Below are 13,967 nucleotides of genomic sequence, written 5' to 3' on the forward strand. Positions count from 1 at the left end.
CCAGAACTATGATTTCAACACTATTCTTCCGCTTCGTTAAGCAAGCCGCGTCGCTGGCTCAAAAGCGCTGTGCCGCCAGTCCAACGGCGTTGAGTGATCCGACTGGCCACGGATTTCCCGGGTGGCAGCACGTAACGCTTCACTTTTTGAGAGTTTACATGGATGCGACGTACCGCGAAATCGTCGATTGAGCAAGCGAGATGGATCGCGTTCATGGTCTGTTACAGCTCGCGCGGACAGCATTTCCCGCCCCCTCAACGCTGTACCGGCCATTCGAGAGGTACCCATGTCGGTCTGGCGTGGGTTCCTTCGGGAGTCCACAAACATCTGCGATCCGGGTTCACGCGGGACCATCGATACCACGTTCTTCGACCGCGAAACGGTATCGAGACACTACCAACACCGCTCGGATCGCCACATAGGCACGCTCAAAACGACGGCGCTCGTCGATACAGATTCGGTTGTCATACTCGACATTTACTGCTCGGCACACTGGCCGCACGGCACACGGACTGGCCGTCGAGTTGCCCTCCGCAACATCGAGAAACCGAGAGTCTCGCCGGCGACAAGGGCTATGACGACCAATCGCTGCGGGACGCCCTCCGATCAGAGTGCGTTCGGACCTTGCTGCGCCACCGGCTGTTCGCTGCCTAGGGTCACGCGCGCGACGCACGTGTGGACACACAGGTTATATGATCAGCACTGGATGACCGAGACTGCCTTTTCGGCCATCAAGCGTCGATTCGGCCCTGCTGGCCACCCTCGTGCGTGGTACCGCGAGTTCCGTAAACTCGTGGTGACCGCCGCCGTCTATAACCTCGAACAAGAATCCGAGTTATAATAACTATAATTATTTAATAGAAGAAAGTATATTATTCGGAGAAAGAAATCTGCACTGGACGATTAGAGGACTGACCAGATGAAGTGCGCCTTATGGGAAGATCAAATTTGAAACGAAAACCTTCTACGGACAGAAAACGCATTCCCGACAGATGACATACCGCGTCCTGATATCGTGTCCACTCATTATGGATTCGATTGACGACTACGCCGACCAATTCGCCGACCACGATATCAAGTATGACGTTGCGGATGTGGATCAGCAACTCACAAAATCAGAACTACTCGATATTATTGACCGGTACGATGGCGTCCTTGCAGGCGACGACGAATTTACTCGCCGAGTCATTAGTGAAGCCTCCAAACTGAAGGTCATCTCGAAATGGGGGATTGGTATTGACGCGATTGATACAGAAGCGGCAGAAAATCATAGAGTTACCATCTATAATACGCCCGGTGTGTTCAATGACGAGGTCGCGGATGTCGTCATCGGTTACGCGATTATGCTGACACGGCGACTACATCATATTGATCAGGCCGTCAGACGCGGTGAGTGGCGATGTCCCCGCGGCACCTCATTAGCTGGCAAAACATTCGGCATCATTGGCATTGGTGATATCGGCTCAACTGTCGCCCGGCGCACTCACGCACTCGGTATGGACGTAGTGGGAACAGACATTGAACCGTTGCCCGATGAGTTAGTTGAAGCCACAGGGATTGAACGAGTCGAACAAAACGAATTACTCGATCGGTCAGATGTTGTTAGTCTCAACTGCGCACTTACCGAAGAGACACGAGGGATGATTAGTTCTAATGAACTCCAACGAATCGGTGAGGATGGCTACCTGATCAACACTGCCCGTGGGGAACTGGTCGATCAAGACGCACTCGTTTCCGCACTACAGGAGGGAAATCTCGGCGGTGTTGCGTTGGACGTCTTTGAAGAAGAGCCACTACCAGCGGAGGATCCACTAACAGAGTTTGACTCCGCCATCCTGGGATCGCATAACGCACAAAACACCCACGAAGCGGTCGAACGAGTCAACGACCGCGCCGTCGAAAATCTCATCAGCGGTCTTGTTGACGGCTGACTACTCGTTGTTGGCTGTTCGATAATCTGGTAAGGTGTCATCTTGCATGACTGCTGAGCGGCCTCCGTCAACGAGAATACTTGCGCCCGTTACGAACGCAGCGTCGTCGCTCGCAAGGAATGCCGCAACGCCTGCGACATCTTCAGGTTGACCGATACACCCTACAGGATGGATTGACGCCAACTCCTCTCGTTCCTCGGTAGACATCTCGGCCGTCGTCCGTTTGACGGCAACCCAACCAGGGTTAATTGTATTGACACGGATATCTGGACCGAAGTCAAGTGCCATCGCCCGCGTCATTCCGTTAATACCGGCCTTGACCGCGTTGTAGGGGAAATGTGCTGGCATCGTCGTAAACGCGTGGTTCGAAGAGACGTTGATAACACTACCGTCGTCCATGTGGTCGCGTACATGTTTCCCGCAGAGCCAGTACGATCGGAAGTCTGTTTCAAGCACGAGATTCCAGTCCTCAATAGTCGTTTCTCCGACGTCCTTTTCAGTCGGGACGGCAGCGTTGTTGACGAGGATATCTATTGATCCGAATTCCTCAGTGGTCGCCTCAACTAATGCCGCAATGTCGTCCGGATTGCGCATATCGGCTTCGACGAAGTTTGCCGTCCCCCCAGCATCTACAATCGACTCGGCAACCGCCTCCCCGTCTGGTTGTGTTCGACCTGTAATCACAACAGCTGCACCTTCGGACGCAAATCGTCGGGCAATCTCTTCACCAATTCCACGTGTTGATCCCGTAATAATCGCGGTACGACCCTCAAGTCGCGAAATATTATAACTCGTGCTCATGCTTCTATGAACGAATGCAACGCGGTGTGTTCTTTGTCACAACTGTAAATATTCATCATTGGCCTTATCGCCTCCTATTCAAATCAGCCTGATATACAGGAAAACGATACGCCGATCCAAAGAAAGTGTCCGAAATGTGGGTTAGACAGCCTTTCAGTTAATTGATCTGAGTACAAGTCTGAGTAAGGCCACTACTGGTTAGTGGGAGGTCCATTGCATAGACATATTCTGACTGTGGGCTGCCCTTTCCAAAAATTAAATCTGGACTATAAATCGAGTTTGACCCCAAGGATCCGGTCTTTCGAGTCTTCTCAACGTTTAGGTAAGGTTGATGCTGTTATGAGATGTTCAATATATCATTTACTCTCAAGAAGATTATCGTGAGTGAGGGGGTCCTTTGCAAGGAGCATGGCCCTCCGAGCAGGCGACGGTATACAGTTGCGATCGGTATTGGGCCTGCCAGTATTCGTCTTTAGTCAGGACTCACACCTTGGTTGCGTAGCGATAGCGATCGACTCCTGTAGCGTCAGTCTCTGCTTCTGGTATTCTCACGTGACTCATCCACTCTTCAAAGAGTGCGAGGAGCTTGTGACATCGTACTCCGACGCCGCCAAGTGCATCAATTCGGTTCCTGTGGGTGTGCTCTGATGATCGATCAAATCTGATTAATATAAACCAAAAAATAAGACCGGTTTCTTGACCTGAAGACTACTTATAAACGTTGCTTGGTGAAATACCTTTCAGAGAAAATTGGGGCATGATAAAATCTGGCACACATAAAGAATGCTCTAATCAGGAATCCCAAATAATTGCCCCGAAAATCCGGTGTGGGCCTTCATCTGGGTGATTTATCTCAGCCTAGAGTTCGACCTAGTCAATCGAAATATTCTGGAAGGCAATTAACTGGGTTCTTTTTCATGTTCGGTACAAATATCACTCTAAACGGCCGAAATGAGGGTTTAAACGTCGAATCGGAGCCGAAAACGCACGCAGACGGTGATGGGTGGGATTGCCTGCTCGAGGTGCGAATGTGGATAGTGATTCATGCTAATTCTGAGAGCATTTGTGGCCACAGATGCCAGCGCTGTACGGACGGCGATCTAGCTGTCAGACATCCTGGAACGTGAAAGTGAGGACCCCGTTCGCTACCCACCGTGAGACCAGCGTTGCCGCATACGGCGCTGCCGACGACGACCACCGCCAGGCCGTCCGTTGCGCCAGGTTTGAACGGCAACACTCGGGTTCCCATGCTGTCAGCGGATCCGCCGGTGTCTAGATCGTTCGACACGGCTGTAAAGACGTCGAGACTGGAAATCGGTAGACGACGGGGGTCAGCAGGCTGCTGGCGATTATCGAATGGGTGCCGTTGTCTCCACGTTAACGGACATATTGCTGTATGCGATCTCCATCATTGCCAGGCCGATTAAACCCATAAGCAGCTCCGGCACCGAGAACAGGTAGCTCGGGGCCTTGACCAGCATGAACTTGACGTGGCGCCAGCCGTTTTTGAAGCTCTCGAGGGCCCCCTCGCCCTCGTGCTCGTGGTAGACGATCTGCATCTCGACGATCTCGAGGCCGGAGGCGCCGGCCGCCATGATCATCTCCGAGGAGAACTCCATCCCGGTCGGGTCCAACTCCATCGTCTTGTAAGCCTCCTGGGTGACGATTCGGAAACCGCTGTGGGCGTCGCTGACGCCTGGGCCGTTGAAGACGTTCAAAAAGCGCGTCAGGAGCGAATTGCCGCCGTACTGGTGGAACACCGGTATCATACCGGACTCGATATCTCTCTCGAGGCGACTCCCATCACCATGTCGGCGCCGGTTTCTTCCAGTTCCGCGAGGAGGCACGGAGTGGCCTTAAAATGTGGATCGTGGCATCTTCACCCCGATGGGAACGTCTCGGAACTCGGAACTACGACGATAATCGGACCGGTGTGGGAGCCAGCAACGAGTACTAGGATATCGGTTCCTACCTGAGCAAGGTTCGAAAATATGTGAAACGAGACACCACTTCAACGACGATAATGTGCCCCGAGGAGTAATCTTCGGCCTATACTGGAGTCACTGCCAGTCACTGAGGTGATGTCCTACTAGTGTACTAGTTAAGGTCCGATCAGTCCTCTTCGATGGTCACCTTCTGTTGCAACCGCTGTTCGGCTTCCTCCCGATCCTCTGGATAGCCGACGTCGATCCGCCAGCCCTCGAGCCCAATCGCATCAATCGTCCGCCCGCTCTGGATCAACAAATCGATCGCCTCGCTGATCTCGTACTCCCCTCTATTAGACGGCTGTACCAGATGACACGCATGGAAGATCGCGGGCGTAAAGGTGTAGAACCCGGTCATCACGAGATTCGACGGCGGATCGTCGGGCTTCTCCACGACGTCCGTGATCTCGCCGAACTTATTGGTATCACAGACCCCGTACCGGTCGGCCTCGTCCCACGGGACTTCCTCGACCAGGAACGCCGCGTCGGCGCGGTCCTCGCGCTGGCGCCGCACGACGTCCTCGAGGTTCGCCTGAAACACGTTGTCCCCGAGCATGAGCATGAAGTCGTCGTCGATGTACTCCTCCACGGTCAACAGCGCGTGGGCCAGCCCCTGCTGGTCGCGCTGGTGGGCGTAGGTGATCGGGATCCCCTCGTATTCGTCGCCGTAGTGGTCGATGATCCGCTCTTTGAGATAGCCGACGACGACGATCAGCTCGTCGGCACCGAGCGCGGCCAACTGATCGAAACAGTGGGTGAGGATCGGCTCCCCGTCGACCGCGACCATCCCCTTCGGCTTGTCTTCGGTCAGCGGCCGGAGACGCGTTCCTTCCCCGGCGGCGAGTACGACGGCTTTCATTGCTAGAGTGTACACCGTGCCGACACATGATGGTTCCGGTCGGGTAGCCCCTGGAGCGCCTCTGGGAGACACTGACCGCGAGACGCGAGCATGCTCGGCAGCACGAGCGTCGTCGGATCGTCGCCGCGGGCAACTCGAGGCCACCGGTGAGCACGGCAGCGTCCGTCGGCGTCGAACTGGCGGAAGAATGCGGAGCGTGCCGGAACCGAGAAGCGACCGCGCGTCGGCTACAGCAACCGACGGAGAGCGCGCAGCGGGAACGTGATGATTGCGATGACGAGGCTGATCGCTTCTTTGAGTATCGACCGTATTGCGCCGAGTATACTCAGGATAACGGGAACGAACAGGTTGGCGGTGCGGCCTGCCGACGCAAGCGACGTCGATCGGGTCTTCTACCTCGCAGCGTCGAACACCGTGAACAGCGACCGCCCTCGGGCGCATGGGGCTCACGTACGTCCGGAGACCATAGCGTTCTCATAGGTGGCTGCCAGTCGTAGTGACATGCAGAATCAGCGCGTCCTGATAACGGGTGGGGCAGGGTTTATTGGCTCGAATCTCGCAAATCATCTCGCGGAGACGAACGACGTGGTCGTGATCGACGACGAGTACCTCGGCACGTCCGCAAATCTCGAGTCCGGCGTCGACTACCACAATCGGAGCGTCCTCGAGGACGACCTCCCGACGGACGTCGACGTGGTCTTCCACCTCGCGGCGCTTTCCTCCTATGCGATGCACGAGGAGAACCCCACCGAGGGAGCCCGCGTCAACGTTGAGGGCTTCGTCAACGTCGTCGAACAGGCCCGCGAAGACGGCTGTGAGACGGTCGTCTACGCCTCTACCTCCTCGATCTACGGGAGTCGAACCGAGCCCTCGCCGGTCGACATGCCGGTCACCGTCAACACCGGCTACGAGGCATCGAAACTCGCCCGTGAACACTACGGGGAGTACTTCGCCAACCACTACGACATGAACGTCGCCGGGATGCGCTTTTTCTCGGTCTACCAAGGGTATGGCGGCGCCGAAGAACACAAGGGCGAGTACGCCAACGTGATCGCCCAGTTTGCCGACGATATGGCCAACGGCGAAGCTCCTGTCCTGTACGGCGATGGCACCCAGACGAGGGACTTTACCCACGTCTCGGATATCGTCCGTGGGTTGGAACTCGCGGCGGACAATGAACTCACCGGGATCTATAATCTCGGGACCGGCGACGCCTATAGTTTCAACACCGTCGTCGATATGCTCAACGATGAGCTGGCCACCGACATCGAACCAGAGTACGTCGAAAACCCAATTCCTGACTCGGTGTACGTCCACGACACCTGTGCCGATTCCTCGACGATGTACGAGGCAACCGGCTGGGAACCCGAGATCGACTTCGCGGAGGGGCTGCGCCGGGTGTGTGCACAGTACACCGAGACCGACGCGGTGGCCTCTTCACATCAGTAGACGGACGGTCTACTCCGTCACACCCTCACCTTTTGCCGTTCCCTTGAGTACCTAGGGTTCTCGAGGTGGCACCCCCTGTGGACGAGCCAACTGCTAGGAACCGGAGATTGACCTGAAGAGGGATCCAGCGGGTCTATGCGTAGTGTACTGACGCCGAGGAGCAACTTACGGAGGCCTCCTGAAACCAATATACCCCAAATAGGAAACGGCTTTTACACGGCGTGAGATTCCCAACCTATGGACGCGATCGTACTAGCAGGCGGCTACGCTACCCGACTCTGGCCGATCACTCGCCAACGCCCGAAGATGTTCCTTCCAGTCGGTGACACGACGGTCATCGATGGTGTGCTCGAGGACCTCGAGACTGACGCCCGAATCAACGATGTCTACGTCTCGACGAATGAACGCTTCGCAGCCGACTTCGAAGCCCACCTCGAGACCCATGACTACCACAAAACCCAACTTTCGATCGAGGACACGACCGACGAAGACGAGAAGTTTGGCGTTATCGGCGCCCTCGCACAGCTCGTCGACCGAGAAAATCTCACAGACGACACGATCGTGATTGCGGGAGATAACCTCATCAGCTTCGACGTCAGTGAGTTCGTCGACTTCTTCCGCCAGCAAGCAACGCCGACGCTCGCCGCCTACGACGTCGGGGACTACGACCGCGCGACCTCCTACGGCGTGCTCGAGCTCGACGACGACGGCCGCGAGATCGTCGCATTCCAAGAGAAACCCGATGACCCACCGAGCACGCTCGTCTCGGTCGCCTGCTACGGGTTCCGCGCAGAAGACCTCGACTTGCTCGAGACGTATCTGGCCGGGGAGAACAATCCCGACGAGCCGGGCTGGTTCGTCCAGTGGCTCGTCACCCGCGAACGTGTCGACGCGTTCACGTTCGACGGCGCCTGGTTTGACATCGGGACGCCTGAGAGCTATCTCGATGCCGTCGCCTGGCAGTTCGACGGTGACAGTGCCATCCATCCCGACGCGTCGGTCGAGGAGACGACGATCGGTCCAAACGTTCACATCATGGAAGGCGCGCGCGTCGAGGACGCGACCCTCCGGGATTGTGTCGTCTTCCCCGATGCCACAATCTCTGGTGGGACGGTCGAGCGAGCGATTGTGGGGACGGGCGCCGAACTCCGCGAGACTGCAGTGGAGTCAGCGGTAATCGGTCCGGAGATGACGCTCAACGAAACACTGCCTAGCCAGTAACGACCATGGCCTAGGACTCGACTCACGGTGGTGGTTACCGAGGAGCTTAGTCCTGCTCTGAATCCGATAGCCGAATACCCAATTGGAACAGTAGAGAGTTGCCTTGACAGGCCGCTTACAACCACCGCATACGTTAGCAACTGAATGGAGGCCATTTTGACGTCTCGAGATATGCTGCTGAACGGAGACGGCTGGTACCACTAGCGGTCCGTGATCTTGGCGAGTGGCCGGAAGATGCCAACCTCCAATCCTTGGAGTCGGTAACCGTCGCCAAGGGACTATCCCATAGCAGAGAAGCTAATATCCCTTGCTCGCCCCCACGAACCTGTCCTATCACGAACAGCAGGACCATGCAGAATCTACCAGACCTAGTAGCTAATCTTGCTCTTACGCTGTGACTCTGTCTGTTCGCCTCACCGATCATGAGTAAACTGTGGTGAAACCACGGCGAGAAAGACGAGCATGGAGAGCACCCCGTATTTTCGGACCAGTGGGTAGGTGCTGACTCCGGAGCCACCAGCCCCTGCCTCCGGCTGCCGAATAACCATTGAGAGCAGCTCACCACGAACCATAATCGGCCACTCACCGCCGAAGACAACCTGACTCGAGTACTGTAACTCGAGTCCGGCTGTGACGAGCGGGGCCAGCAGGGTGACGAGATCACCCTCAACGAGATCCAGCAGGAGATGACTATAGAGAAGTCCGACAATGACGGGCGAGTATCGGAGCTGGCCGAACGACCATCGCTCGATAACGACCACGCCCAGTGCGATGGGAAGCAGCGTCAGGAGCGAATGCAGCCCACCAGGCACAGCCACGAGCTTATCTAGGTCCGGAAGGATCGCAAAGCCAGCCACGCCAAACGCAAGCGGGTTCTCGAATAGCTTCGGGCGAAGTACATAGACGACTGCAAGGGGCAGAAAAAGGTGAGTGAGGAGATCCATTACTGTGCCATTCTGCCGCCAGTATGTATATTCTCTGCGAACGAATATGCCTGTAATCCAGCCCAAAACCGTGCTTGCGTTGCAACTTGCTTCTGCACGATCTCCAGTGTCGAACGCCACTATCAGAACCGTGGACGAGACTTCTCAATGACCTACTTACTCGGACACCACTTGGACTCCTGATCGAAGTATGACGGCCTCGCCAGCGGCGATACGCCAGTCTTCGACGGCGACGGCACCCAGTCCTGAACGTCACCTCTGTCGATGACATCGTCTTCGGCCTCGATTACGGCCGATCATGCAACCTCGACACTGGCGATGCCTATACCGTCACCGAATCTGTCGGAATGCTCAACGAGGAACTCAGGATCAATATTGCCCCCGAGTATGTCGGGAATTCCATCCCACGAATCTACGCCCACGACACCGGCGCTAACTCAAACAAGCTACATGACAAAATGGGGCGAAAACCACCGATTGCGCTCGAGAAGAACAATGAACAGGTCTACGAGCCCAACCAATAGCGGCCAGTCTTTAGGTGCAGTGAATCCTCGCAGTCAAGGAGTTCACTATCGAAGTCACAAGTAGCTCCGCCAGGCCAGGTCCACATGGTGAGACCACTCGAGCAGCTGGCAACAAAGATTATCTATATTTAATAAATTGCTATAGATACGGTCACAACTATCGCGTAGGAACAATGGCACAGAAGGGATGGCACCAACTAGCCGAGACAGTGGAGGACGGACAGCTCCCGGGAACGTATGTCCAGAAGGCGTGTGCATACATCACACGAGGCACCGACGAACTCCTTGTATTCGAGGGTCCGGAGTATGAGGGGCTCCAGATTCCGAAAGGAACCATCGAACACGGAGAGACACCACATGACGCTGTGACTCGAGAAATCGAAGAAGAGAGTGGCCTCGAGTCCCTGCAGACGATCTCGTATCTGACGACAGACGTCTGGACACGCTCACTCGAACCACCGAAACAATACATCCGCCATTTCTACGAGATCACCATCGAGGAATCACGTGACCAGTGGACGCATACCGTCACTGGCGAGGGCGACGAACATGGACTCGCATATCAGTACACGTGGGAACCACTGCCGCCAGAGCAGCCGTTTGCACTCGCACTCGACGATTATATCCACTTCATCCGCGACTAGGGTCCCGTCAGATCGAAGCAGATGATCCAGCTGTGGGCCAATGTTCTGGGCACCACTCCATTGAAACCGATCTTCGAGGAGTATGGTTACCACTGAGCTCGCCGGCTGCGGGACCTGAACACCACAAGTGGCTGCCCGTCCCACATACTAGTAATGGAGGCATGACAACACGATACCTGCCGCGAAGTCGAACTGTTTACCGTCCCCAACTCCCCTGAGGACGTATGGAAAACAAACAGATTCTCATCACCGGTGGCGCGGGATTCATCGGCTCGCATCTGACCGATCATCTTCTCGAGGCCAACAACGACGTCACTATCGTCGATAATTGTTCGAACGGCCGCACAGAGTGGGTTCCCGATGGCGCGACGTTTGTCGAACAGGACCTCACCGCCCCCGACGCCCTCGAGGGCGTTCTCACGAGCGATATCGATCAGGTCTTCCACCTCGCGGCCTCGAAAGCCGTCAACACCGACAGTCCGCGTGACCAGTTCGAGGCAAACACGCAAATGACCTATAACGTCTTGGAGACGATGACCGACGTCGGGGTCTCCAACCTCGCGTACACCTCAACGTCGACGGTCTACGGTGAGGCACCGCGGCCGACACCGGAGGACTATGCGCCGCTCGAGCCGATCAGCGTCTACGGGGCGAGCAAGTTAGCCGACGAAGGGCTCTGTTCGACCTACGCTCATTCCCACGATCTGACCGTCCGCACGTTCCGCTTTGCAAACATCGTCGGGTCTCGGCTTCGCGGTGCTGTGATCCCCGACTTCATCGAGAAACTCCAGGAAAACCCGGAAACACTCACCATCCTTGGCAATGGTCGTCAGGAGAAGTCCTACATGCATATCGATGATTGCATCGACGCGATGCTGACAGTCATAGAGCGCGCCGATGGCCCGCTTGCAACCTACAATCTCGGGACGCGGACGACGACCTCGGTCACGCGCATCGCCGACATCGTCAGCGACGAGATGGAGCTCCAACCCGACTACGAATACACCGGCGGTGATCGGGGCTGGACCGGCGATGTCCCGAAGATGCGCCTCTCGATCGAGAAACTCGACGCACTCGGGTGGGGACCGACTCACGAAAGCGATGTAGCGGTCCGCGAAGCGACGCGCGAACTACTCACAACAGTCTGACTGTCGACCCGCGGTCACAACGCAAGAACCACAATACATGCTTCGGTCACGGACGACTCGGCCCGATCACTGGCATACCTGCAATTGAACGAAACCGTCGTTTCTGCTAGCCTCAGTCAGCAATTGGCGGTCGAACCGACTCCCCGGACATGTCGCAGTGGCTGACGGCATTCTGGGAGCCTCTCGGACGTCTGCACCGAGCGATGTCACCTCGAGCTGAGAGGAGAGGAAATTCGGATCTGTATAGTGCGTCGATCACCCGTCACGGCTGGAACCATCACTGCCGATCCGGGGATCGAGCAGCCATACTGGGCCCTACTAGCAGCTCTCGAAACTTCATCGACGAACCCAGGAAGCTAGATATAACCGACCGAAATCGTCTGGTGGCTACAGGCGGAGCAGGCCGAGTGCCTCGGGGCTTGACCCCGAGGCGGTTCACTCGCCAGGAGGACAGTGATAGTACTCGCGCAGTCGACCAGTGTCAAGGCTCTTGATTCGGAGCGTGGCGGCAAGCGGATTTTTCACAGAGAAGGGAGACATCTCACCGTCCTTGGACGAGCACGCCGGCTCTCGGCTATGTCACGATGCTCGAGGATGTACTGACTGCTGTGACCGCTGCGGGTACGCGTGGATAAAGGGGAAGTGGAGAGGGGGAACTCCTCACGAGATGGCCGGGTTGCGACGGCCACATGAATATCTTCCACACAGACAGATGATTGTTCGGGTCAGCTACAGATAGTGAAATGATGCAGTATTGCAGGCTCACCGCATGGATGTGACGCATTGTAATCGTCGGGAGCCATGCGGTCAGTACCCTCGCTGCCGTGAGTGTGCTGTCGGCCCGGTGCAACGCTGCACCGGGAAGGCTGGGCGGTGACGGACATAGCGTCGCTGACAGGGATGAGAACGCTGGGACGTACCCCGCCCAGACGAGCACCGTAGCTCATCTCAGCCGTCGGCAGACGGACAAACCGTACACCATAAGCGCCGATGCACGGCGAGCGTCGCGCGAACAGCCCGTAGCCAGCGACAGGTATAGCAGACCGGCGACGAATGCGCACTGCTGCTCCCCGTGGCCGCGTGGGGCTGCTCAACGGCGTTAATCGCGGCGGCAACCTCCGCCTGTGTAGCTTCGGTCGGAGCTGAGTCATGACCCATCTACGTTCCCCTCTGGAAGCCCCTCCGCTATCCCCGCCAAAAAGAGGTTCTAAAGTGAACAGTCTGGGCTGAGATCATTATAAAGAATAGTAATAGTTACTGGCTATAGAAGCAATGGCACCAACGGCCGGTCCTGATATGACTGTACAGAGCGATGTGGGGTCCGACCGTAAGACCAGCCGGCTGACACCGCTCTCCCACTCCTCGCCATCCAACAGGACGTGGATTTATATAGGTTCGATTATCTGTTCGAGATGATGCCTACCTGTGAAGAGTGTGACTCGTACGTGACGCAGGATTTCGTTCGTGTGTTTGGGATCGACGGTACGGTCCACGGCTGTCCCCATTGTATGACCTACCGAAATCTCCATGACGGCGCGGGAGCCATTCCCGGTGTAGGCGTCTCCGCCGACGAGGGGTGAGATCCACCCACGGTCGCAAGCTGGCATATCTGCGAAATGCGTCATATCGGGAGCGACCGGTGGACCAATTAAGCGGGATAAAATGACGGGTCGATCACAAATTCGGCTGTGGATCCTAGCCTGCTTATCTCTGGTCACCATAGCGACAAAGATAACCACGCGAGGCAGCGCCCGCTCACTTGGGAGCTAGGATGAGTGTCTCGGTGGCTCGCACTACGATGTCGTATTGCCAGCGGTCACTGATTGGCAGAGCGGTCGCTGCTATCATCCTCGGGCTATATTGCCTAATCGTCATATTGGTCATGATCTGGCTGTCAAGTGCTAGTACTAGAACCATCGGTAGGCGTCTACTCTAGTGCTAGGAGAGACATAATCTGTGACAGCGACCAGAACATCCGCGTGAGTATCGCGATTTCGATCCCTGCCTTCTTAGCCCTGACTGACTATCTACCGCTGGTTCAGGCCGCGATCCGAGTACGGCCACGAGTAGCAGGAGCCTCCCCTGCTGCCGGTAACGGCCGGCCACCCTCGGCCGGATCACTGACCGACAACTGCGCTGCGAGCGAAACCTGTCGGTCGAGCAGTGACACGACTAGCGATGTGATGACGCTACCGACGCCTCGTGGCTGACAGAAGTCCCTGTATACCCGTCTATGGAAGATGTGGTGGATGTATGGTTGCGTCCGCCAATGGGGTGTTCGGACGGTGGTATGACGAGGGACGGTCGAGTTATTGGCAATCCTCGTCACCGCCTCGTCGATCAACATATCTATAGTGAACTGTCTTATATGTAGCTACATATTTCACGAACTGCAAAAATGGTCGACCTGCAATCGCCCGATCGACTGTTCAGCAGCGAGCGATGACTTTTCCCACTGCTC

Annotated in this window: 9 protein-coding genes and 1 pseudogene; 6 read left to right on the plus strand and 4 right to left on the minus strand. The window is 56.4% G+C overall.

Features of this window, described 5'->3' with window-relative positions:
• Both ACEWFR_RS21025 and ACEWFR_RS21030 read left to right on the plus strand, forming a co-directional pair.
• Nucleotides 1-191, plus strand: a pseudogene (locus tag ACEWFR_RS21025) (IS5/IS1182 family transposase); the annotation flags it as partial.
• A gap of 837 nt (nucleotides 192-1,028) precedes the next feature.
• Nucleotides 1,029-1,931: an NAD(P)-dependent oxidoreductase gene (locus tag ACEWFR_RS21030; protein WP_374062882.1), complete on the plus strand. Its 903-nt coding sequence runs from the start codon at nucleotides 1,029-1,031 to the stop codon at nucleotides 1,929-1,931.
• Here ACEWFR_RS21030 and ACEWFR_RS21035 read toward each other — a convergent pair whose 3' ends face one another.
• From ACEWFR_RS21035 to aglF, 3 genes are all read right to left on the minus strand, one after another.
• On the minus strand, nucleotides 1,932-2,732 hold the full coding sequence (locus tag ACEWFR_RS21035) for an SDR family NAD(P)-dependent oxidoreductase (RefSeq protein ID WP_374062883.1): 801 nt from the start codon (nucleotides 2,730-2,732) through the stop codon (nucleotides 1,932-1,934).
• Nucleotides 2,733-4,081: 1,349 nt separating this feature from the next.
• Nucleotides 4,082-4,501 (minus strand): hypothetical protein, encoded by a 420-nt coding sequence (locus ACEWFR_RS21040; RefSeq protein WP_374062884.1) that lies wholly within the window; start codon nucleotides 4,499-4,501, stop codon nucleotides 4,082-4,084.
• Between the two features lie 343 nt (nucleotides 4,502-4,844).
• Nucleotides 4,845-5,576 carry a UTP--glucose-1-phosphate uridylyltransferase AglF gene (gene aglF / locus ACEWFR_RS21045; protein ID WP_374062885.1) on the minus strand — a complete coding sequence of 244 codons (732 nt, stop codon included), beginning with the start codon at nucleotides 5,574-5,576 and terminating at the stop codon, nucleotides 4,845-4,847.
• A gap of 501 nt (nucleotides 5,577-6,077) precedes the next feature.
• Here aglF and ACEWFR_RS21050 point away from each other — a divergent pair.
• Together ACEWFR_RS21050 and ACEWFR_RS21055 are read left to right on the plus strand one after the other, a co-directional pair.
• Complete coding sequence (locus tag ACEWFR_RS21050) at nucleotides 6,078-7,025, plus strand: NAD-dependent epimerase/dehydratase family protein (RefSeq protein WP_374062886.1); 948 nt, start codon at nucleotides 6,078-6,080, stop codon at nucleotides 7,023-7,025.
• Between the two features lie 237 nt (nucleotides 7,026-7,262).
• Nucleotides 7,263-8,246, plus strand: coding sequence for a sugar phosphate nucleotidyltransferase (locus ACEWFR_RS21055; RefSeq protein WP_374062887.1), 984 nt, complete (start codon nucleotides 7,263-7,265; stop codon nucleotides 8,244-8,246).
• Between the two features lie 413 nt (nucleotides 8,247-8,659).
• Here the strand turns inward: ACEWFR_RS21055 and ACEWFR_RS21060 are convergent, their stop codons facing one another.
• Nucleotides 8,660-9,190, minus strand: coding sequence for a metal-dependent hydrolase (locus ACEWFR_RS21060; protein ID WP_374062888.1), 531 nt, complete (start codon nucleotides 9,188-9,190; stop codon nucleotides 8,660-8,662).
• Between the two features lie 697 nt (nucleotides 9,191-9,887).
• On the opposite strand from ACEWFR_RS21060, the gene ACEWFR_RS21065 reads away from it, so the two are divergent.
• A complete protein-coding gene (locus tag ACEWFR_RS21065) occupies nucleotides 9,888-10,358 on the plus strand; it encodes an NUDIX domain-containing protein (protein ID WP_374062889.1) in 471 nt (156 codons plus the stop codon).
• Nucleotides 10,359-10,582: 224 nt separating this feature from the next.
• Entirely contained in the window at nucleotides 10,583-11,506 is a 924-nt protein-coding gene (locus ACEWFR_RS21070) for an NAD-dependent epimerase/dehydratase family protein (RefSeq protein WP_374062890.1), read from the plus strand.
• Nucleotides 11,507-13,967 lie beyond the last annotated feature (2,461 nt).

Source organism: Natrinema sp. H-ect4 (genome assembly GCF_041894845.1).
Classification (GTDB): Archaea; Halobacteriota; Halobacteria; order Halobacteriales; family Natrialbaceae; genus Natrinema.

What these genes read in the sequence shown, in the direction of transcription:
- ACEWFR_RS21030 (WP_374062882.1), top strand. Translation starts at nt 1,029, where the DNA reads ATGGATTCGATTGACGACTACGCCGACCAATTCGCCGACCACGATATC.
- ACEWFR_RS21035 (WP_374062883.1), bottom strand. Translation starts at nt 2,732, where the DNA reads ATGAGCACGAGTTATAATATTTCGCGACTTGAGGGTCGTACCGCGATT.
- ACEWFR_RS21040 (WP_374062884.1), bottom strand. Translation starts at nt 4,501, where the DNA reads ATGATACCGGTGTTCCACCAGTACGGCGGCAATTCGCTCCTGACGCGC.
- aglF (WP_374062885.1), bottom strand. Translation starts at nt 5,576, where the DNA reads ATGAAAGCCGTCGTACTCGCCGCCGGGGAAGGAACGCGTCTCCGGCCG.
- ACEWFR_RS21050 (WP_374062886.1), top strand. Translation starts at nt 6,078, where the DNA reads ATGCAGAATCAGCGCGTCCTGATAACGGGTGGGGCAGGGTTTATTGGC.
- ACEWFR_RS21055 (WP_374062887.1), top strand. Translation starts at nt 7,263, where the DNA reads ATGGACGCGATCGTACTAGCAGGCGGCTACGCTACCCGACTCTGGCCG.
- ACEWFR_RS21060 (WP_374062888.1), bottom strand. Translation starts at nt 9,190, where the DNA reads ATGGATCTCCTCACTCACCTTTTTCTGCCCCTTGCAGTCGTCTATGTA.
- ACEWFR_RS21065 (WP_374062889.1), top strand. Translation starts at nt 9,888, where the DNA reads ATGGCACAGAAGGGATGGCACCAACTAGCCGAGACAGTGGAGGACGGA.
- ACEWFR_RS21070 (WP_374062890.1), top strand. Translation starts at nt 10,583, where the DNA reads ATGGAAAACAAACAGATTCTCATCACCGGTGGCGCGGGATTCATCGGC.